This window comes from Streptomyces sp. NPDC045846 (assembly GCF_056431605.1).
The window spans coordinates 1-22,727 of sequence record NZ_JBWKKJ010000013.1 but is presented as its reverse complement, the minus strand read 5'-3'; the positions used below and the strand labels follow the sequence as shown (position 1 = coordinate 22,727).

The 22,727-nt window shown below is 73.1% G+C and carries 6 protein-coding genes and 2 pseudogenes; 6 read left to right on the top strand and 2 right to left on the bottom strand.

From position 1 onward, the window contains the following. Position 1: 1 nt before the first annotated feature. The 5 genes and pseudogenes from AC07F3_RS31710 to AC07F3_RS31690 all read left to right on the top strand — a co-directional run. A pseudogene (locus AC07F3_RS31710) lies at positions 2–3,031 on the top strand (type I polyketide synthase); the annotation flags it as partial. 97 nt (positions 3,032–3,128) lie between these two features. Beyond that, complete coding sequence (locus tag AC07F3_RS31705) at positions 3,129–5,465, top strand: type I polyketide synthase (protein WP_479117859.1); 2,337 nt, start codon at positions 3,129–3,131, stop codon at positions 5,463–5,465. Between the two features lie 9 nt (positions 5,466–5,474). After that, a complete protein-coding gene (locus AC07F3_RS31700) occupies positions 5,475–12,038 on the top strand; it encodes a type I polyketide synthase (RefSeq protein WP_479117858.1) in 6,564 nt (2,187 codons plus the stop codon). A gap of 5 nt (positions 12,039–12,043) precedes the next feature. Then, the gene (locus AC07F3_RS31695) at positions 12,044–15,154 is read left to right on the top strand and encodes a type I polyketide synthase (protein WP_479117857.1); all 3,111 of its coding nucleotides are present in this window, start codon (positions 12,044–12,046) and stop codon (positions 15,152–15,154) included. 126 nt (positions 15,155–15,280) lie between these two features. Continuing rightward, positions 15,281–18,547 carry a non-ribosomal peptide synthetase gene (locus AC07F3_RS31690; protein ID WP_479118075.1) on the top strand — a complete coding sequence of 1,089 codons (3,267 nt, stop codon included), beginning with the start codon at positions 15,281–15,283 and terminating at the stop codon, positions 18,545–18,547. Positions 18,548–18,845: 298 nt separating this feature from the next. Here the strand turns inward: AC07F3_RS31690 and AC07F3_RS31685 are convergent, their stop codons facing one another. Beyond that, positions 18,846–19,610, bottom strand: a complete 765-nt coding sequence (locus tag AC07F3_RS31685; protein WP_479117856.1) for a thioesterase II family protein — start codon at positions 19,608–19,610, stop codon at positions 18,846–18,848. Positions 19,611–19,857: 247 nt separating this feature from the next. Then, a pseudogene (locus AC07F3_RS31680) lies at positions 19,858–20,331 on the bottom strand (GtrA domain-containing protein); the annotation flags it as partial. A 479-nt stretch (positions 20,332–20,810) separates the two neighbouring features. On the opposite strand from AC07F3_RS31680, the gene AC07F3_RS31675 reads away from it, so the two are divergent. Next, positions 20,811–22,706, top strand: a complete 1,896-nt coding sequence (locus AC07F3_RS31675; RefSeq protein WP_479117855.1) for a 2-oxoacid:acceptor oxidoreductase subunit alpha — start codon at positions 20,811–20,813, stop codon at positions 22,704–22,706. Positions 22,707–22,727 lie beyond the last annotated feature (21 nt).

Below are 22,727 nucleotides of genomic sequence, written 5' to 3'. Positions count from 1 at the left end.
CGGCGACGCGCAGGAACTGCGCGACCGCGTGCGCGAGTTGGAGGAGTCCGCACGCGAACCGATCGCGGTCGTCGGTGTGGGGTGTCGCTTCCCGGGCGGGGTGACGTCCCCCGAGGGACTGTGGGACGTGGTGGCCGAGGGCGTGGACGCCATCAGCGACTTCCCCGAAGACCGCGGATGGGACCTGGAGGCGCTGTACAACCCGGACCCCGAGGCGCCCGGACGCACCAACACCCGCTCCGGCGGGTTCCTGCACGACCTCGCGGAGTTCGACGCGCCCTTCTTCGGCATCAGCCCGCGCGAGGCGCTCGCGATGGACCCGCAGCAGCGCCTGATGCTGGAGACGAGCTGGGAGGCGCTGGAGCGGGCGGGCATCGACCCGGCCACCCTGCGCGGCTCGGCGACCGGCGTCTTCACCGGGCTCTACGCCGTCGACTACGGCCCCCGGGTCGGCGGCCGGGCGGCCGCCGAGGTGGAGGGCTTCGCGCTCACCGGCACGTACACCAGCGTGGCCTCGGGCCGGGTGGCGTACGTGCTGGGCCTGGAGGGCCCGGCGGTGTCGACCGACACCGCGTGCTCCTCCTCGCTCGTCGCCGTCCACCAGGCCGTGCGGTCGCTGCGCGCGGGGGAGTGCACCCTCGCGCTCGCCGGCGGCGTGTCCACCATGCCGACCCCCGGGCTGCTCGTGGAACTCGGCCGCCAGGGAGGCCTGTCGGACGACGCGCGGTGCAAGGCGTTCGCGGACGCGGCGGACGGCACCGGCTTCTCCGAGGGCGCGGGCGTGCTCGTGCTTGAGCGGCTCTCGGACGCGCTGCGCAACGGGCACCGCGTCTGGGCCGTGATCCGCGGCTCGGCCACCAACCAGGACGGCGCCTCCAACGGGCTGACCGCCCCCAACGAACTGGCCCAGCGCCGCGTCATCACGGCGGCCCTGGCCGATGCCGGACTGCGCACCGCCGACGTGGACGCGGTCGAGGCCCACGGGACCGGCACCCGCCTCGGCGACCCCATGGAGGCCGAGGCGCTCCTGGCCACCTACGGCCGGGACCGCGAGCCGGGCAACCCGCTGTGGCTGGGCTCGCTGAAGTCGAACATCGGCCACACCCAGGCGGCCGCGGGCGTCGGCGCCATGATCAAGATGATCATGGCGATGCGGCACGGGGTGCTGCCCAGGACGCTGCACGTGGACCGCCCCTCGACCCACGTGGACTGGTCGGCCGGCGGAGTGCAGCTGCTGACCGAGGCCCGCGAGTGGACCACCGCCCCCGAACGCCCCCGGCGGGCCGGCATCTCCGCCTTCGGCATCAGCGGCACCAACGCCCACCTCATCCTGGAGCAGGCACCCGAACTCCCCGAGACCCAGCAGGCCGCGGCCCCCGCGACGCTGCCCTGGGTGCTGTCGGCACGCTCGGAGCAGGCCCTGCGGGAGCAGACGCTGCGCCTGCGCGACGCGGTGGCCGCCGACGCCGACCTGCCCCTCGCCGGCGTGGCACACGCGCTGGTGACCACGCGCTCCCTGTTCGACCACCGCCAGGTCGTCATCGGCGCCGACCGCGACGAGCTCCTCGCCGCCCTGACCGCCGCGGCCGCCCAGGACGGCAGCGGCCCCGAGCGGGTGGTCGGCGGAGTCGCCAAGCCGGTCGGCAAGACGGTGTTCGTCTTCCCCGGCCAGGGCTCGCAGTGGGTCGAGATGGGCCGCGAACTGTGGGACTCCTGCCCGGTGTTCGCGCGCCGGATGCGGGAGTGCGCCGACGCGCTGGCGCCGTACGTGGACTGGACCCTGCGCGACGTGCTCCAGGACGCCGACGCGCTGGAGCGGGTCGACGTCGTGCAGCCCGTGCTGTGGGCCGTCATGGTCTCGCTGGCCGAGGTGTGGCGCTCGTACGGGGTGGAGCCCTCCGCCGTGGTGGGCCACTCGCAGGGCGAGATCGCCGCGGCGTGCGTCGCCGGCGCCCTCTCGGTCGAAGACGCCGCGAAGGTGGTGGCGCTGCGGTCGAAGGCGATCCTGGCGCTGTCCGGGCGCGGCGGCATGGTGTCGGTCGCGCTCCCCGTCGAGGACGTGCGCGCCCGCCTGACGGACGGTCTGTCCGTCGCGGCGGTCAACGGGCCTTCGTCCGTCGTCGTGTCGGGCGACGTGGCCGAGCTCGACGCCCTGCTGGCCGCCTGCGCCGCGGACGAGGTGCGGGCCCGCCGGGTTCCGGTGGACTACGCCTCGCACTCCCGGCACGTGGAGGCCATCCACGACGAACTGGGCCGGGTCCTGGCCGGACTCGAACCGCGCGAGGCCGACGTCCCGTTCTTCTCCACCGTGACCGCCGACTGGCTGGACACGACGGTGATGGACGCCGAGTACTGGTACACCAACCTGCGCGGCACGGTCCGCTTCGAGGAGGCGACCCGGGCCCTGGCCGCCCAGGGCTTCCGCCACTTCGTCGAGGCGTCCGCCCACCCCGTACTGACGATCGGTGTGGAACAGACCCTGGACAGCGCCGGTGTCGAGGCCACCGCCGTCGGCACCCTGCGCCGCGGCGACGGCGGCCTTGCGCGCTTCCAGCAGTCGGCCGCCGAGGCCTTCGTGGCGGGCGTCGCGGTGTCCTGGGAGACGGCGGTCCCCGCGCCGGACGGCCCGGCGGTCGACCTGCCCACCTACGCCTTCCAGCGCCAGCGCTACTGGCTGAACACCCCGCACGAGTCCACCACCGCGAGCACCTCCGACCACCCGCTCCTCGACGCCGTGATCGACCTGCCCGACGACGGGGAGAGCGGCGGCGTGGTGGGCAGCGGGCGCCTCTCGATCGAGCGCCACCCGTGGCTCGCCGACCACGTCGTCCACGGCGCCGTCCTCGTGCCGGGTGCCGTACTGATGGAGATGGCCCTGTGGGCGGCGCACCGGACAGGTGGTGATGTCGTGGACGAACTCACCCTGGAGACACCGCTGGTCCTGTCCCGCACGGCCGAGCGCGAGATCCGCGTCGTCGTCGACGGCAAGCGCGTGATCAGCGTGCACTCCCGCGGCGAAGGCGAGTCCGAGTGGACGCGCAACGCCGTCGGCGTCGTCGGGTCCGGCTCCGGACACACGCGTGCCGGGGAAAGCCTCGCCGCGTGGCCCCCCGCCGGGTCGACCGAGGTTGCCCTTCGACGACGAGTACGCCCGCCTGGCCGCCCTCGGGCACGGCCACGGGCCCCTGCTGCGCGGGCTGCGCAAGATGTGGCGCCGCGACGACGCCGTCTTCGCCGAGATCGAACTGCCCGCCGGTGACGGCGCAAGCGGCCGCTACCGCATCCACCCGGCCCTCCTCCACGCCGCGCTGCTCCCGGCCGGTCCCGGCGGGCTCGTCGACACCTCCGGGCCCGAGGGCCTGCTGCCGTTCCGCTGCACCGGCCTGCGCGTGAACTCCGCCCAGCCGGGCGTGCTGCGCGTGCGTCTGGCGTCCGCGGGACAGGACACGCTGTCGCTGACGCTCGCCGACGAGAACGGAGTTGCCGTCGGCGGCGCCGCATCCGTGACCCTGCGTCCCGCGGACGTCGCCCAGCTGACCGCGCTGAGCTTCGACCACCAGGACGCGCTGTTCCAGGTGGACTGGGCGCCCCTCGCGGTGCCCTCCGGCCGCACGGCCCGGTACGCGGTCCTCGGCGCCGCCGAGGCGGTCCCCGCGGCCCTCGCCGAGAACGCGGACGTCCACGCCGATCTCGCACAACTCGGCGCCGCCCAGGGCGAGATGCCCCCGGTCGTCATCGCCTGCGCCGACCTGGCGGACGCGGACGGAACCGGCGCACCCGCCGCGGCCGAGAGGGCCCTGCACCGTGTGCTGCGGTGGGCGCGGGAGTGGCTCACCGACGACCGGTTCGCCGACTCCCGCCTGGTCGTCGTGACCCGGGACGCGATCCACGACGACCAGGTGCCGCGCACCGACCCCGCGGCCGCCGCGATCTGGGGATTCGTCCGCACCGCGCAGACCGAGAACCCGGGCCGCTTCACGCTCGTGGACATGGACGGCGCAACCGCCTCGTGGGCCCTGCTCGCGGCGGCGGCCGCCACCGAGGAGCCCCAGGTCAAGATCCGGGCCGGGCAGGCGAGCACGCCCGAACTGGCCCGCACGAAGACCGCGTCGGCCGCCCAGGTCCCCGGCGGGACGCAGGAACGTTCCGCCCTCGGATCCGGGACGGTGCTGATCACCGGAGGCACCAGCGGACTCGGCGCGATGCTGGCCCGCCACCTCGTGGCCCGGCACGGCGTGCGCCGACTGGTCCTGACCAGCAGGCGCGGCCCGAACGCCCCGGCGGCGGCGGAGCTGCGGCAGGAACTGACCGCGGCGGGAGCGCTGGCCGAGATCGTGGCCTGCGACGTCGCGGACCGCGACGCCGTGTCCGCGCTGATCGCCGGAATCGGAACCGAACACCCGCTGACGGCGGTGATCCACTGCGCGGGCGTACTCGCCGACGGAGTGGTCGAGGCGCTGACCGAGGACCGCGTGAACACGGTCCTCGCGCCCAAGGCCGCCGGCGCCTGGCACCTGCACGAACTGACCCGGCACCTGGACCTGTCCGCGTTCGTCCTGTTCTCCTCCATCGCGAGCGTGCTCGGCACGGCGGGACAGGCCAACTACGCGGCGGCCAACGGATTCCTCAACGGCCTCGCCGAGGCCCGCCGGGCCGAGGGACTGCCGGCCACCTCGCTGTGCTGGGGCTTCTGGGCCGAACGCAGCGAGATGGTCGCCGACCTCGGCGACACCGACGTCGTACGCCTGCAACGGCAGGGCGTGCTGCCGCTGGCGTCGCAGGAGGGCCTCGCCCTCTTCGACCTGGCGCTCTCGCGCGACGAGCCGGTCCTGGTGCCCGCCCGGCTCGACCTCGCCGCACCGGGCGCGGCCTCACCGCTGCTGCGCGGCCTGACCGGCGCACCCGGCGGCCCGGCCGGCCCGCAGGCCACCGACCCCGGTCTCGCGGAGCAGCTGGGGTCGCTGCCCCGGGCCGAGGCCGAAGCGGCGCTGCTGGACGCCATCCGCACCCAGACCGCGATCGTTCTCGGCCACCCGGACACCACGAAGATCGGCCCCGCCGCGACGTTCAGGAAGCTGGGCATCGACTCGCTCACCGCGCTGGAGCTGCGCAACAAGCTGGCCGCGGTGACCGGCCTGAAGCTGCCCGCCACGCTCGTCTTCGACCATCCCAACCCCGGCGCCCTCGCGCAGTTCCTGACCGCGGCCGTCACACCCGAACCCACCGCACCGCAGTCTCCGGCCGACCACCTGGCCCAGGAGATCGAAACCCTGGGCGCCCGGCTCGAGGACGCGTTCCTCCAGCTCGCCGAGGACGACCGGACCACCATTTCCACACTGCTCGGCACGCTGCAGGGCCGAGTCCGTTCGCTGGTCAGCGCCGGAGCACCGGCCGCCACCGTCGACCAGATCAATTCGGCCTCGGCGGGAGACCTTCTCGCGCTGCTGGACAAAGAGCTCGGCTAGGGGAGAGCGATGACAAACGACAACAACGCCGAAGTTCTTGACTACCTCAAGCGGACGTCGATCGAACTGATCGAGACGCGCAAGCACCTCAAGGAGCTGCAGGACGCCGCCGCCGAACCGATCGCCGTGGTGGGCGTCGCCTGCCGCTTCCCGGGCGGCGCGACCTCCCCGGAGGCGCTGTGGGACCTGGTGCGCGACGGCGCGGACGTCGTCTCCGACTTCCCGCAGGACCGCAACTGGGACCTGGAAGACCTGTACGACCCCGATGGGGACCGGCCGGGCACCTGCTACACCCGCTCGGGCGGTTTCCTGCACGACGCGGGCGACTTCGACGCCGAGTTCTTCGAGATCAATCCGCGCGAGGCGCTGGCCGCCGACCCGCAGCAGCGGCTGCTCCTGGAGACCGCCTGGGAGTCGCTGGAGCGCGCCGGCATCGACCCGCACACCCTGCGCGGCAGCGCCACCGGCGTCTTCGCCGGCATCGCCTACTTCGGGTACGGCAACCACTTCGTCACCCCCGAGGTCATCTCGGGCTACGCGCAGACCGGTTCCCTGCTCAGCGTCGCCTCCGGGCGCGTGTCGTACGCGCTGGGCCTGGAGGGCCCGGCGGTCTCGGTCGACACCGCCTGCTCGTCGTCGCTCGTGACGGTGCACCAGGCGGTGCAGTCGCTGCGGCAGGACGAATGCGGGCTCGCCCTGGCCGGCGGCGTCACCGTGATGGCGATGCCCCAGGTGTTCCGGGAGTTCGCCCGCCAGCGGGGCCTGGCCGCCGACGGCCGCTGCAAGGCGTTCGCGGACGCGGCGGACGGCACCGGCTTCTCCGAGGGCGTCGGCATGCTGGTCTTGGAGCGCCTCTCCGACGCGCGCCGCAACGGACGCCACATCTGGGCCGTGATCCGCGGCTCGGCCATCAACCAGGACGGCGCCTCCAACGGCCTGACCGCGCCGAGCGGGCCGGCCCAGCAGCGCGTGATCAGGGCGGCGCTGGCCAACGCCCGGGTGCAGCCCGGCGAGGTGGACGCGGTCGAGGCGCACGGCACCGGCACCAAGCTCGGCGACCCCATCGAGGCGCAGGCCCTGATCGCCACCTACGGCCAGGACCGCGAGCCGGGCAACCCGCTGTGGCTGGGCTCGCTGAAGTCGAACATCGGCCACACCCAGGCGGCCGGCGGCGTCGGCGGAATCATCAAGATGATCATGGCGATGCGGCACGGCGTCCTGCCCAGGACGCTGCACGTGGACCGCCCCTCGACACACGTGGACTGGAGCGCCGGAGCGGTCGAGCTGCTGACCGAGGCCCGCGAGTGGACCACCGCGCCGGGACGCCCCCGGCGGGCCGGCGTCTCCAGCTTCGGAGCCAGCGGCACCAACGCCCACCTCATCCTGGAGCAGGCACCCGAGGAGGAGTCCGGGCCCGAGGCCGCCGCCCCCGCGCCGACCGGCACCCGGGGCCCGGTGCCGTGGGTGCTGTCGGCCCGCTCCGAACAGGCGCTGCGCGCACAGGCGGCCAAGCTGCGCGACTTCGTCGCCCGCGAGCCGCAGGCCGACCTCGCCGCCATCGGCGCGTCACTGGTGTCGGGCCGCGCCCGGTTCGAGCACCGCGCCGTGGCGCTGGGGCGCGACCGGGACGCCCTGCTCGACGCGCTGACCGCGCTGAGCCAGGGCACGGAAACCCCCGCCGTGGTGCGCGGCACCGCCGGTGAACTCGGCGGCACCGTCTTCATGTTCCCGGGCCAGGGCGCCCAATGGACCGGCGTGGCACGGGAGTTGTACGACGCCTTCCCCGTCTTCGCGCAGAGCCTCGACGAGATCTGCGAACGCTTCGACGCCCACCTCCCGTTCGCCCTGAAGCCCCTGCTCCTGGCCGACGAACCCGAGGGGCGCGACCGTACCGACGTCATGCAGCCCGCCCTGTTCGCCCTCCAGGTCAGCCTGTACCGGCTCATCGCGCGGCACTGCCCGCGGCCCGGCCACCTCATCGGCCACTCCGTCGGCGAGATCGCCGCCGCCCACGTCTCGGGAGCCTTCGACCTGGACACCGCGACCCGGCTGGTGGCCGCGCGCGGACGGGTCATGCAGAGCGTCACCGAGCACGGCGCCATGCTGGCCGTGCGCGCCTCGGAGGCCGAGGTCCAGCCGCTGCTCGGCGCATACACCCGCATCGGCATCGCCGCCGTCAACGGCCCCGCGTCGGTGGTGGTCTCGGGACTGCGCGACGAGGTCCACGACCTGCGCGACCGGCTCGTCGCCGACGGCACGTCCGCCAAGCTCCTCCCGGTCGACCACGCCTTCCACTCCCCCCTCATGGACCCGGTCCTGGAGGAGTTCGCGGCGGCGCTCCCCGCCTTCCCCGGCGACGGCGAGCTGTCGATCCCGATCGTCTCCTCCAGGACCGGCCGCGAGACAACCCTCCAGGAACTGACCTCCGCCGAGCACTGGGTGGACCACGTCCGCGCCCCCGTGCGCTTCCACGACGCGGTGGAGCGCGCCCGTGCGGTCGGCGCCACCGTCTTCGTCGAGGTCGGCCCCGGATCGACGCTCGCGGGCCTCGTCAAGGACTCCTTCGCCGCCGAGGGCGCGACCGACGCACTGGTCCTGTCGTCGTCGCGCCGCGGCCGCACCGCCGCCGACGCGCTGACCGGCGCGCTCGCCGAACTCCACGTCAACGGCGGGTCGGTGGACTGGGACGCCCTGCTGGGCACCCACCGTCAGGTCGACCTGCCGACCTACGCCTTCCAACGCCAGCGCTACTGGATGGACTTCCTCACCGGGACGCAGGCGGCGGACGTGACCTCCGCAGGCCTCTCGGCCCCCGGGCACCCGCTCCTCGGCGCGGTGGTGGACCACCCCGGCACCGACGAGGTGGTCTTCACCGACCTGTGGTCCCTGCGCACCCACGACTGGCTCGCCGACCACACCGTCTTCGACTCGGTCGTCGTCCCGGCGACGGCCTACCTGGACCTCGCGCTGTCGGTGGGCGACCACGTCGGATGCGCAGCCGTCGAGGAACTCTCCCTCGAAGTCCCCCTGATCATTCCCGACACCGGCGACGTGCAGGTGCGGATCGCCGTCGGCGCCGCGGACGAGGCGGGCCGCCGCTCCCTGGACGTGTACTCGCGCCCCGCCGAGGACGCCGCGACGCTGGGCGGCTGGACCCGCCACGCGATGGGCACCCTGGCCCCGGGCAACCCCGGACCCGCCGAGCGGGCCGACGACCCGCGCGCACTCACCGCCTGGCCGCCGGCCGGAGCCGAACGGCTCGACTTCGACGGCCTGTACGACTCCCTCGCGGACGGCGGCTTCGACTACGGCCCGACGTTCCGCGGACTGCGCGAGGTCTGGCGCCGGGGCGAGGACCTCTTCGCCCTCGCCACCCTGCCCCAGGACGCCGAAGGCGCCACCCACAGCGGCTTCGCCCTGCACCCGGCGCTCATCGACACCGTGCTCCACGCGGTCGTCGTCGGCGACGTCCTCACGGTGACGGACGACCAGGGCTGGATGCCCTTCTCCTGGTCCGGCGTGCACCTCGCCGGGGAGGGCGGCCCCACCGTGCGGGTCCGGCTCACCCCGTCCGGCGAAGGCGTCGTGTCCCTGGCGATCGCCGACGAGCACGGCCGCCAGATCGCCCACGTCGACGCCCTGACGTTCCGGCCCGCCACCGCCGAGCAGGTGCGCTCGGCGCGCGGCGGCCGCGAGCAGTCGCTGTACGAACTGCAATGGCGACCGGTCCCGCGGCCCGCCGCGGAGAACGCCCCCGGTCCCTGGGCCGTGCTCGGCGCGCCCGACGGCCTCGCCGCCCGGCTCGCCGAGGCGGGCGGACCCGCCGTCGCCCTCCACACCGGCCTGGACGAACTCGCCGCCCAGGACGCGCCCGGACACGTCGTCCTGTGCCTGGACGACGCCGTCACGGCCGGACCCGACCTCCTCGCCACGGTGGCCGCCGCCGACAAGCACGTCCTGGACCGCGTCCAGCGCTTCCTCGCCGACGAACGGCTGGCCGGATCCACGCTGGTGGTCCTCACCCGCCACGCGCTCGCCGCCCAGGCGGGGGAGAGCGTCGAAAGCCTGCCCGGCGCCTCCGTGTGGGGCCTGATCCGGTCCGCCCAGACCGAACACCCCGGCAGGTTCCGCCTCGTCGACATCGACGGGACGCAGACCTCCTGGACCCGCCTCGCGGACGCGCTCGCCCTGGGGGAGGACCAGGTGGCGCTGCGCGACGGCGCCCTCCTCGTGCCCCGCATGGCGCCCGCCGCGCCCGGCGACCAGCAGCTGGAACCCCCGGCGGACGGCGCCCACCGGCTGGACATCCCGAAGAAGGGCACGCTGGAGAACCTGACCTGGGTGCCGTGCCCGGAGGCGCAGGCCCCCCTGTCCGAGGGGCAGGTCCGCATCGCGGTCGAGGCCGCCGGCCTCAACTTCCGCGACGTCACGATCGCTCTGGGGCTCATCGACCGGACCGCCGTCGACGCCGTCCTCGGCACCGAGGGCGCCGGAGTCGTCCTGGAGGTCGCCGACGACGTGCGGGGCCTCGCGCCGGGCGACCGGGTCACCGGCATCTTCCCCGGCGCCTTCGGCCGGGTGGCCGTGGCCGACCACCGGCTGCTCACCCCCGTCCCCGAAGGATGGAGCTACGCCGAGGCCGCCTCGATGCCGAGCACCTTCCTCACGGCCTACTACGCGCTGTTCCACGTCATGCGGCTCAAGAAGGGCCAGCGCATCCTCATCCACGCCGCGGCCGGCGGCGTCGGCATGGCCGCCGTCCAACTGGCCCAGCACGTCGGCGCCGAGATCTACGCCACCGCGAGCCCCGCCAAGTGGCCCACCCTGCGCGCCCTGGGCATCGACGACGCGCACCTGGCCTCCTCGCGCGACCTGGAGTTCGCGCGGAAGTTCCTCGACGCGACCGGCGGGGAAGGCGTGGACGTCGTCCTCAACTCCCTCGCGCACACCTTCGTCGACGCCTCCTTGACGCTGCTCCCGCGCGGCGGCGACTTCGTCGAGATGGGCAAGACCGACATCCGCGACCCCCAGCGGGTCGCGGCCGACCACCCCGGCGTCGCGTACGCGGCCTTCGACCTCTACGCGGCCGGGCCGGACGTGATCCACTCCATGTTCCGCGACGTCATGGCCCTCTTCGCCGACCAGGAGATACGGCTGAGCCCGATCTCCGTCCGCAACATCCGGGACGCGCGCGGGACGTTCCGCGAGATGAGCCAGGGCCGCCACGTCGGCAAGCTGGTCTTCGAGCTGGGCAACGGCCTGGGCGGCGGCACCGTGCTCATCACCGGCGGAACCGGCGGAGTGGGCTCCCTGGTGGCCCGCCACCTGGTCGCCGAACACGGCGTACGCAGCCTGGTGCTGGCGAGCCGGCGGGGCACGGCGGCCGACGGCGTCCCCGAACTCGTCGCCGAACTGGAGGGAGCGGGCGCCACCGTCCACGTCGCCGCGTGCGACGTCGCCGACCGCACGTCCCTGGCGGCCGTCCTCGCCGACATGCCCCCGCACCACCCGCTGACGGCGGTCGTGCACGCGGCGGGCGTCCTGGCGGACGGCACCGTCGAGTCGCTGACCGCGCAGAGCATCGACCACGTCCTGCGCGCCAAGGCCGGCGGGGCGATCAACCTGCACGAGCTGACCCGCGAACACAACCTGTCGGCGTTCATCCAGTTCTCCGCCCTGGCCGGCACGCTCGGCACCGCAGGACAGGCCAACTACGCCGCGGCCAACGGATTCCTGGACGGCCTGGCCGCCCGGCGCACCGCGTCCGGCCTGCCCGGCACCTCGCTGTGCTGGGGCTGGTGGGAGCAGAGCAGCGGCATGACCGAGGACCTGGACCAGGCCGACCTCTCCCGGCTCCGGCGCATGGGCATCGAAGCCATGCCCACGGCCGAGGCCCTGGCCCTGTTCGACGCGGCCGTCGCCCTCGACCAGCCCGTCCTCATCCCGGCCCGGGTGGACGTCGCCGCGCTGCGCAACAGGCCCGCCGACGAACTGCCCCTGCTGCTGCGCGGTCTCGCCGAGGGCGGCCGCCCCCGTCGCACCAAGGCGGGCGCGGGCAAGGACGAAGGCTCCTCGGGACTGTTCGCCCAGCTGGCCACCCGGCCGGCCGACGAGGCGGAGGCGGCGCTCTTGGACTGGGTCCGCGAGCAGGTCGCCGTCGTCCTGGGGCACCCCTCCAGCGCGGTCGTCGACGCCGACCAGGCGTTCACCCAGCTCGGATTCGACTCGCTGACCGCGGTCGAACTGTGCAACCGCCTGGCCGCCGCCACCGGGCTGCGCCTGGCCTCCACCCTCGTCTTCAGCTACCCCACCCCGCGCGAGCTCGGCCGGCACCTGCTCGGCCTGCTGCGTCCCGAGGAGGACCCGCAGGCGGACGAGGACGCCCGGATCCGCGAGGTACTGCGGACCGTCTCGATCGACACCCTGCGCAGCGCGGGCGTCCTCGACCTGGTCCTGGCCTGCGCCAACCCGCCCGAGCCGGACGGTGCGACGGACGAGGACGCCGGCGCGGACGGACTGTCGGACATGGACCTGGACGCGCTGCTCGACCTGGCGCTGGATGAGAAGAGGTAAGTGACATGACGAACTCCGCGGATCACACGGCGGAGGGCGCGGACCGGGTCCAGCGTGCGCTCCGTACCCTGCTGGAAGAACGCGACCGCCTGCGCCAGGAGAACGACGCCCTGAAGGCCGGCCGCGGCGAGCCGATCGCCGTGGTGGCCATGGCCTGCCGCTACCCGGGAGGCGTCTCCTCCCCGGAGGAGCTGTGGGACATCGTCCGCGAAGGCCGGGACGTGGTGGGCGAGTTCCCCACGGACCGCGGCTGGCGGGACGTGTACGACCCGGACCCCGACGCCGTCGGGCGGGCCTATGTGCGCCAGGGCGGCTTCCTGACGGACGTGGCGGGCTTCGACGCGGACTTCTTCGGCATCAGCCCGCGCGAGGCGCTCGCCACCGACCCGCAGCAGCGGCTGCTCCTGGAGACCTCCTGGGAGGCCTTCGAGCGGGCCGGCATCGTCCCCGCCGACGTACGCGGCACCGACGTCGGCGTCTTCGCCGGGGTCAGCTCGACCGAGTACGGCTGGCGCTTCCTGGAAGCAGGCCAGAGCGAACTGGAGGGCTACCTGCTGTACGGCAGCTCGCTGAGCGTCGCCTCCGGCCGGGTGGCGTACGAGCTGGGCCTGACCGGTCCGGCGGTGTCCCTGGACACGGCGTGCTCGTCGTCCCTGGTCGCCCTGCACCTGGCGGTGCAGTCGCTGCGGTCGGGGGAGTGCTCCCTGGCGCTGGCCGGCGGCGCGCTGGTGATGTCGACGCCCGCCGCCTTCGTGGAGTTCGCCCGCCAGGGCGCCCTGTCGGCCGACGGCCGCTGCAAGGCCTTCGCCGACGGCGCCGACGGAACCGGCTGGGCCGAGGGCGTGGGCGTCCTGCTCCTGGAGCGGCTCTCCGACGCCCGCCGCAACGGGCACCCGGTGCTCGCCGTCGTGCGGGGCTCCGCGGTGAACCAGGACGGGGCCAGCAACGGGCTGACCGCTCCCAACGGCCGCGCCCAGGAAGAGGTGATCCGGCGGGCCCTGGCGAACGCGGGCGTCGCGCCCGGCGACGTCGACCTGATCGAGGCGCACGGCACCGGAACCACGCTGGGAGACCCCATCGAGGCGGGCGCCCTCCTGGCGACGTACGGCAAGGGCCGGGCCAAGGACAAGCCGCTGTGGCTGGGCTCCCTCAAGTCGAACATGGGGCACGCCCAGGCCGCCGCCGGCGTCGGCGGGGTCATCAAGGCCGTCCAGGCCATGCGCCACGGCTACCTGCCCAAGACCCTGCACGTGGACGCGCCCTCGCGGCACGTGGACTGGTCGTCGGGCGGCATCGAACTGCTCGCCCAGGGCCGCGAGTGGCCCCGCGGCGACGGCCCGCGCCGGGCCGGAGTGTCCTCGTTCGGCGTCAGCGGCACCAACGCGCACGTCATCCTCGAAGAGGCCCCGCCGCAGGAGCGGACGGACGGGGACGGCCCCGAGCCGGGCGTCGTCGGCGGCCTGGTGCCGTGGGTCCTGTCGGGCAAGACCCCCGCCGCCGTGGAGCGGCAGGCGCGGAAGCTGCGCGACTTCGTCGCCGCCGATCCGCACGCGGACCTCGCCGGAGTCGCCGCCTCGCTGGTGTCGAGCCGCTCGAGGTTCGAGCACCGCGCGGTGGTCCTCGGCCACGACCGGGACGAACTGCTGGGCGCGCTCACGTCGTTGAGCGAGGGCGGCGAAAGCCCCGGCGTGGTGCGCGGCAAGGCGGCCCACCGCGGCCCGATCGCCTTCGTCTTCCCCGGCCAGGGCTCCCAGTGGGTCGGCATGGGCCGTCAGCTGTACGACACCTTCCCCGTCTTCGCGCGGAGCCTCGACGCGTGCGCGGCCGCCCTGGACGAATGGGTCGACTGGTCGCTGCTCGACGTGGTGCGCGGCACGCCGGGCGCGGCCTCCCTGGACCGGGTGGACGTGGTCCAGCCGGCGCTGTTCTCGGTGATGGTGTCCATGGCCGCGCTGTGGCGTTCCTGGGGCGTGGAGCCGGCCGCGGTGGTCGGACACAGCCAGGGCGAGATCGCCGCCGCCCATGTGTGCGGCGCGCTGTCGCTGCGCGACGCCACCAAGGTCGTGGCGCTGCGCAGCAAGGCCCTGGTGGACCTGATCGGGCACGGCGCCATGGCGTCGGTCGCGGAGTCCGCGGACGTCGTGGCCGAACGCCTCGCCTCGTGGGACGGCCGGGTGAGCATCGCGGTGGTCAACGGGCCCCGCTCGGTGGTGGTGTCCGGAGAGCCGGACGCCCTCGACGAATTCGTCGCCCGGATGAAGGCCGACGGCGCGCAGGCCCGCAGGATCTCGGTCGACTACGCCTCGCACTCCCACCACGTGACCCGGGTCCGCGACGCCGTGCTCGACGCCCTGAGCGACGTGAGCCCGACGACCTCGGCCCTGCCGTTCTACTCGACGTTGTACGGCGAGGTCATCGACACCGCCCGCCTGAACGGCGCCTACTGGTACGACAACCTGCGCGAGAAGGTCCTCTTCGAAACGTCCGTGCGGCGCCTGGCGGACGACGGCTACCGGGTCTTCGTCGAGATGAGCCCGCACCCCGTCCTGACCGTCCCGGTCCAGGAGACCGTCGAGGACGTGGAGGACGCGGTGGTCCTGTCCTCGACCCGGCGCCACCGCGACGAGGTGGCGGCCATCGTCGGCTCGCTCGCCGAACTCCACGTCCGCGGCGGGTCGGTGGACTGGGACGCGCTGGTCGGCCCGCGTCGCCCCGTGGACCTGCCGACGTACGCCTTCCAGCGGCAGCGCTACTGGCTGACCGCCTCGCACACGGCCGCGTCGGCGGAGGTCCCGCAGGCCGAAGCGCCCGCGGAGGACGAGGTTCCGCTGCCCGAGCGGCTCTCCGCGCTGCCCGACGACGACGCGAAGGCGCTGGTCCTCGACCACGTCCTGGAGAAGGTCGCCGTCGTGCTCGGGCACCCCACCAGCGCCTCCATCAATCCTGACCAGGAATTCAAGGAGATCGGATTCGACTCGCTGCTCTCGATGGAGCTGAGCAAGCGCCTGACCGCCTCGACCGGACTCAAGCTGAGGGCGAACCTGGTGCTGCGGCACCCGTCACCGCGCCTCATCGCCGGTCACGTCATGTCCTCGATGGCCAAGGCCGGCCAGTGAACTGACCGCGCGCACAGCGCACTTGGCCACCTGAACCGTCCCGCCGGCGGGACACCGCAAGCTCCACCGCGGCCCGTCCCGCCCGGCGTCCAAGGTGCCTTGAAGGGCCGACCCACTTCCCTGAAGGTGGGGGTGATCTGCGAATTCCTCCGATTCTCGGGCCTGTTTGTTGAGGGGTTGATCTTTGTGTCTTCGTTCGGTGCGTCGTCTGCGCATAAGGGCATGTGGCGGGCGCAGGAAATGGCTCCCGACACGCCGAACCACGCGCTGACCATGTGGGACGTGGACGGTGAGCTGGACGCGGCCGTCGTGGAAGCCGCGTTCCTGCACGTGATGGGCGAGGCGGAGGTGCTGCGCGTCAACTTCGTCGACGACGGCGACGGGCTGCGCCTGGTGCCCCGCGAGCTGGGCGACTGGCGGCCGTTCTTCCTCGACCTCAGTGCCGAGGCCGACCCCGAGCAGGCGGCCCGCGACGCGCTGGCCGACCTGGTGCGTCAGCCCTTCGACCTGGCGCGGGACCTGCTGTTCCGCCTCGGCGTGGTCAAGCTCGCCCCCACCCGCTCCCTTCTGGTGATCGCCTACCACCACCTCATATCGGACGGCTTCGGCGCGGGCGGCCTGCTGTCCCGCCGCCTCGCCGAGGTGTACACGGCGCTGGTGCGCGGCGAGCGCGTGCCGGAGATGGCCCACCCGTGGGACGCCGAGTCGTTCGCGGCCGAGGCCGTCGAATACCTCGCCTCCCCGAGGTTCACCGAGGACACCGCGTTCTGGCGCGACTACCTGCGCGACGCTCCGGCGCCCGCCCAGGTCCCCCGCGTCGCCCTGTCCGACGAGCAGCGGGTCGCGCTCAGCGAGCCGCTGAGCAGCGCCGACCGCTGGTCGGAGGTGGCCGAGACCATCGGCATGGTGAGCCGCACCCTGACCGTTCCGCGCGCCGAGGCCGACGAGTGGACCGACACCGCCCAGACCCTGGGCCTGTGGATGTCGCAGATGCTGACCGCCGCCGCCGCGGTGTTCTTCCGGCACCGCTGCGACCGCCCCGAGTTCCTCCTCTCGCTGGCCGTCAGCAACCGCGTCGGCGTGGCCAGCCGGACCCCCGGCCTGGCCGTGAACGTCGTGCCCGTACGGGTACGGGTGCCGCTCGGCGCCACCTTCACCGAGTTCGCCGAAGCGCTCGTCGACGAGACCTACGAGGTCCTCGGCCACGCCGCCTGCCACTACTCCGACATCCAGCGCGCCAGCGGGACCACCCTGAGCGGCCGGGGCAGCTTCGGCGCGGTCGTCAACGTCGTCGAGTTCGCCGAGCAGCTCCACTTCGCCGACAGCCCGGCGCGTTACTCCGGCGCGACGACCGGCACCTTCGAGGAACTGTCGATCGGCGTGTACACCGACGGCAGCGCCGACAGCGACCTCTACATCCGCCTCGACGCCCCCGCGAGCCTCTACCACCGTGCCGAACTGCGTTTCATCGGCGAGGAGTTGATCGCCCACATCCGTGCGGTGGTGGCCGCCGGCGAGCAGCCGGTCGGCGCGCTCGACGTGGTGGGCGCGGCCGCGCCCGGCCGGGCGACGCAGACCTCCGACACCACTGAGGCTGCGGTGACGGGAGCCACCGTCGCCGAGCTCTTCACCCGCCAGGTGGAGCAGAAGCCCGAGGCCCTCGCGCTGGTCTCGGCGGGCACGGCCCTCACCTACCGCGAGCTGGACGAGCGTTCCAGCCGGATCGCCCGGGCGCTGCGGGAGCACCAGGTCGGACACGAGACGGTCGTGGCCGTGGCCATGCCCCGCTCCGCCGACCTCGCCGTCGCCCTGCTGGGTGTGGTCAAGGCGGGCGGCGCCTACCTGCCGATCGACCCGGCGGCCCCCGCGCAGCGGATCGCGGCGCAGCTCGCCGGCGCTTCGGCCCACGCCCTGCTCGCCGACGCGGCCACCGCCGGCACGCTCTCCGCGGGCTTCGACGTCCCGACGCTCGTGTTCGACGACCTCCTGGCCCGGGCCGCCGACGGCAGCGCGCCGCAGGCACCGCTCCCCACGTACCAGGACAACCTGCTGGCCGTGCTGTACGGCTCCACACCGGGCGGCACCGACACCGCGGTCGCCGTCACGCACCGCAACGTGGCCCGGCTCGCGGACGGCCACGGCGAAACCGGCCAGCCCACCGTGCTGTGGCACGCCCCGCACACCTCCGACGCGTTCGCCCTCGACGTGTGGACGCCTCTGCTCAACGGCGGCCGGGTCGTGGTGGCCCCGCCGGGCGACCTCGACATCGACGCGCTGACCGAGGCACGCGCGGCCCACGACATCACCGCCGTATGGCTGCCCTCCGGGCTGTTCTCGACGATCGCGGCCGAACACCCCGAGCGCCTCGCCGGGCTGCGCGAGGTGTGGACCGGCGGAGACCGCGTCCCCGCGGCCGCGCTGCGCCGGGTGCGCGAGGCCTGCCCCGACCTGACCATCGTCAACGGCCACGGCGCGACGGAGACCACCGGTTTCGCCGCCTGCCACCGCCTGGCCGTCGACGAGCCGGTGCGCCACGCGGGCGCGATCGGCCACCCCGTCGCCCACACCACCCTCCATGTGCTCGGCCCGGGCCTCGCGCCCGTCCCCGTCGGCGTGACCGGCGAACTGTACGTGGCCGGGCCCGGCGTGGCACGCGGCTATCTCGGCGGCCCCGCACGGACCGCGGAGCGCTTCGTGCCCTCCGTGTCCGGCCCGGCCGGCACCCTCATGTTCCGCACCGGAGACCGGGTGCGGTGGGGCACCGGCGGGCGGCTGGAGTACGTGGGCCGCGCCGACGCCCAGGTCGATGTCCGGGGCGTCCGGATCGAGCCGGCTGAGGTCGAGGAGGTCCTGGCCGAACACACCGGCCTCGCCCAGTCGGTGGTGGCCGTCCGCACGGACGGCACCGGGCAGCAGCGGCTCGTGGCCTACGTGGTCCCGGCCGCGGGCCGGACCGTGTCCGGTGACGAACTGCGCCGGTTCGCCGCGGGATGGCTGCCGGAGTCCATGGTGCCGACGCTGTTCACCGTCCTGGACCGGCTGCCGGTCACCGCCGACGGCCGGGTGGACCGGACCTCGCTGCCGCAGCCCGAGTTCGACGACGGTTACCGGGCGCCGCGCAACGAGACCGAGCGGATCCTGGCCGCGGCCTTCGCCGACGTCCTCGAACTGGACCGGGTGGGCATCGACGAGGACTTCTTCGACCTCGGCGGCAACTCACTGCGGGCCATCAGGCTGGTCGGCCTGATCCGGGCGGAGCTGAAGCAGGAGGTGTCGATCCGCCGCCTGTTCGCGGCGCGCACCATCACCGGTCTGTCGGACATGTGGAAGGACCTCGCCCAGTCCAGCAGGCCGACGCTGAGCAGGAGGACGAGGCAGGGCGCGGTCCTCTGACCGCCGCCCGATCGCGGAGTCCGGCAGGTCGTCGTGGCCTGCCGGGCGAGGAGTTCGGCCGCGGCCTCCACACGTACACGTGACACGACCGCGGCGGACCGGAGTGACTCCGGCCGCCGCGGCCCGCGTTCGCGCCCTTACGGAAGACCGCCCCCGACCCCGACCCACCGACCCCGACCCACCGGCTCGGAGTCGGCGCACCGGGAGACACGTCCGCCCGCACAGCCATGACGGCTCTGCGGGCGGACCCTTCACATGTGCTTCCGCGGCCCTCCAGCGGCCACCGGAGCGCGACCGGTCAGAGCGCCGCGGCGGCGCCGACGAGGAGCCCTTCGGTGATGGTCGCGGCGATCTCGTCGACGTGGTCGGCCAGGTAGAAGTGACCGCCGGAGAAGACCTTCAGGGCGAAGTCACCCGTGGTGTGCTGCTGCCAGGTACGGGCCTCCTCGACGGAGACCATCGGATCGTGGTCCCCGATCAGGGCGGTCACCGGAGCCACGAGCGGCTCACCCGCGCGCCAGCGGTACGTGCCGAGCGCCTTGTAGTCCGCGCGCAGCGCGGGCAGCACTATCTCCAGGACGTCGGGGTTCTCGAGCAGGTCTTGATCGGTGCCGCCCAGCCTGCGCACCTCGGCCAGCACGTCACCGTCCTCGTAGAGGTCGTAGCCCGTGGTGTCATGAAGGTCCGGGGCGCCCCGCCCGGAGAGGAACAGCCTTAGGGGGCCGGGCAGTCCGGCCTGGACGAGCGCGCGGGCCGTCTCGTACGCGACGAGCGCGCCCATGCTGTGACCGAACAGGGCGTACGGCCGTCCCGGATCCGCGGCGAGCTCAGGGACCAGCTGCTCGGCCACCGCCTCGACCAGCGACGTCAGGGACGTGAACGGCGCCTCGTGGTACCGGTCCTGCCGCCCCGGGTACTGCACGGACAGCACGTCCATGTCGGCGGGCAGCGTACGCGACAGGTGGGTGTACGCCGTGGCGGAACCCCCCGCGTGCGGGAAGCACACGAGCCGCGGGCCGTTCCCCGCGGCCGGGGTGTAGCGCCGGAACCAAGTGTTGTTCACTGTTGGTGTGTCCCTTCGTCTGTGCGGCCACCGGGCATGACGGCCGGTCAACTGCTCGGTTCGGCACGGCAGTTGGAGCGCGTCGATGACAGCGCGGCGGCCGTGCGGGGCAACCTGTCTCGCCGCGGCGACCGGCACCGGCCCTGAGTCGGCCGACCTCCCCAGCCTGCCGAGCGTAGCCAACCGGGCCGCACCCGGCGCTGGACACTTGAACACCCCGACTGCCGCCGACCGGCGCCATGACGTGAACCTCCGTCGACGGCTCGGGGGCCATCCGGACGGTGTCCTCGGCCTGAGAGCGGCTGCGGGCGAAGACGACGAGACGCAGCACCGCGAACCGGGCCAGGCCCGCGAAGGCGGACGAGGACAGGTAGACGACCTGCTGGAGCACCGCCCCGGGCGCCGCCACCAACTGCTGAAGAACCATCATCGCCACGCAGGTCACCACGTACGCGGCCACCGCGGAGCCGGCCGACTGCGTGTGCTGGCGCCAGGTCGCGCGTCCGCCGGCGCCGAAGGTGAAGCGGGCGTGCAGTTCGGTGGCGGCGAGCGTGGAGAGCGCGGTCACCAGGGCGTTGGCCAGGCTCCACGGAATCCAGGACGCGAGGGCCGCCACGGCGAAGCTGGAGGCGATGCCCACCCCGCCGCCGCAGAGCACGAAGCGGGCGAACGACGCGAAGGCGCCGAACGTCGCCTGCGACTGACTCTCTGCTGTCTCCATGGCCCGGCCCCCCTGATCGCTCACTCCGCGAACCGCCCGCCCCCGGTGAGCAAGGCCCTCGGTCCTTCGTTTCTGATGATGGAAACGCTACGTTGCATTCGTGGTTCTGGCAATCAATATGTTGCGCAGTTACCGCATAACTCCAGTTCAAAGCCCTCTAATCGTTGCAACGTTCGCCGAGCGAACGCAATGGACGCGCGTCGCCTTGTTGCAATGGATAGCAAGTGAACGCTCTGCGGAGGGCGTTGCCCGGCGAGGTGGCCCGCCTCGGCAGTGGCGCCTGGCAGGAGTCATCCGATCCCGTTCGGCCCTCCGCGAGTCGCTCCGCTGGGTCGTGGCACAAGCGACTCTCTACCGGTCAGTGCATAGGCTCCTGGGAGGCGTACGACCCCGCACCGCAACGCGTGTGCACCGCAACGCGTGTCCGCCGACGTGTCCGCCCGCACCGCGGAACAGCACCGACAGGAGCCGATACACCTATGTCCGTGGAAACCCTTGCCCCCGGTGTCACGGGGGCGGCTGAAAAAGAAGTCCGGCGTCTCGACCGTGTCGTCATTCGTTTCGCGGGTGATTCGGGTGATGGCATGCAGCTCACCGGCGACCGGTTCACCTCGGAGACGGCGTCGTTCGGAAACGATTTGTCGACGCTGCCGAATTTCCCGGCGGAGATCCGGGCGCCTGCCGGGACGTTGCCGGGGGTGTCGAGTTTCCAGCTGCATTTCGCGGATCACGACATTCTGACGCCGGGGGATGCGCCGAATGTGCTGGTGGCGATGAATCCGGCGGCGTTGAAGGCGAATCTGGCGGATGTGCCGCGGGGCGCGGAGATCATCGTGAACACGGACGAGTTCGCGAAGCGCGCGATGGCGAAGGTCGGCTATGTCACGTCTCCGCTGGAGGACGGGTCGCTGTCGGCATACAACGTGCATCGGGTGCCGTTGACGACGTTGACGATCGAGGCGTTGAAGGAGTTCGGTCTGTCGCGGAAGGAGGCCGAGCGCAGCAAGAACATGTTCGCGCTGGGTCTTTTGTCGTGGATGTATCACCGGCCGACGGAGGGCACGGAGAAGTTCCTGCGGGCGAAGTTCGCGAAGAAGCCGGCGATCGCGGAGGCGAATGTGGCGGCGTTCCGGGCGGGCTGGAACTTTGGGGAGACGACGGAGGATTTCGCGGTCTCCTACGAGGTCGCTCCGGCCACGAAGGCCTTCCCCGCGGGTACGTACCGCAACATTTCGGGGAATCTGGCGTTGTCGTACGGGCTGATCGCGGCGGCGCGGCAGGCGGATCTGCCGCTATATCTGGGCTCGTATCCGATCACTCCGGCCTCGGACATTCTGCACGAGTTGTCGCGGCACAAGAATTTCGGGGTGCGCACGTTCCAGGCGGAGGACGAGATCGCGGGTGTGGGCGCGGCGTTGGGTGCCGCGTTCGGCGGCTCGCTGGCGGTGACGACCACGTCGGGCCCGGGTGTGGCGCTGAAGTCGGAGGCGATCGGCCTTGCGGTCTCGCTTGAGCTGCCGTTGCTGATCGTGGACATCCAGCGGGGCGGCCCCTCGACGGGGCTGCCGACGAAGACGGAGCAGGCGGACCTGCTGCAGGCGATGTACGGCCGCAACGGCGAGGCACCGGTACCGGTGGTCGCCCCGAAGACGGCGGCGGACTGTTTCGACGCGGCGCTGGATGCGGCGCGGATCGCGCTGACCTACCGCACCCCGGTGTTCCTGCTCTCGGACGGCTATCTCGCCAACGGCTCCGAGCCGTGGCGGATCCCCCAGATCGATGAACTCCCCGACCTGCGGGTGCAGTTCGCGACGGGCCCCAACCACACGCTGGCCGACGGCACCGAGGTGTTCTGGCCCTACAAACGCGATCCGCACACCCTGGCGCGGCCGTGGGCGCTGCCGGGCACACCGGGCCTGGAACACCGCATCGGCGGCATCGAGAAGCAGGACGGCACGGGCAACATCTCCTACGACCCCGCCAACCACGACTTCATGGTCCGCATCCGCCAGGCCAAGATCGACAACATCGAGGTCCCCGACCTGGGCGTGGACGACCCCGACCAGGCCCGCACCCTGGTCCTGGGCTGGGGCTCCACCTACGGCCCCATCACCGCCGCCGTGCGCCGCCTGCGCGCCCAGGGCGAACCCATCGCCCAGGCCCACCTGCGCCACCTCAACCCCTTCCCGAAGAACCTCGCCGACATCCTCAAGCGCTACGAGCGGGTGGTGGTACCGGAGATGAACCTGGGCCAGCTCGCCACCCTCATCCGCGCCAAATACCTGGTCGATGCCCGCTCCCACACCCAGGTCAACGGCATGCCCTTCAAGGCCGAGCAGCTCGCCACCGCCCTCAAGGAGGCCATCGATGCCTGACGCTCCCACCAACGAGCTCCT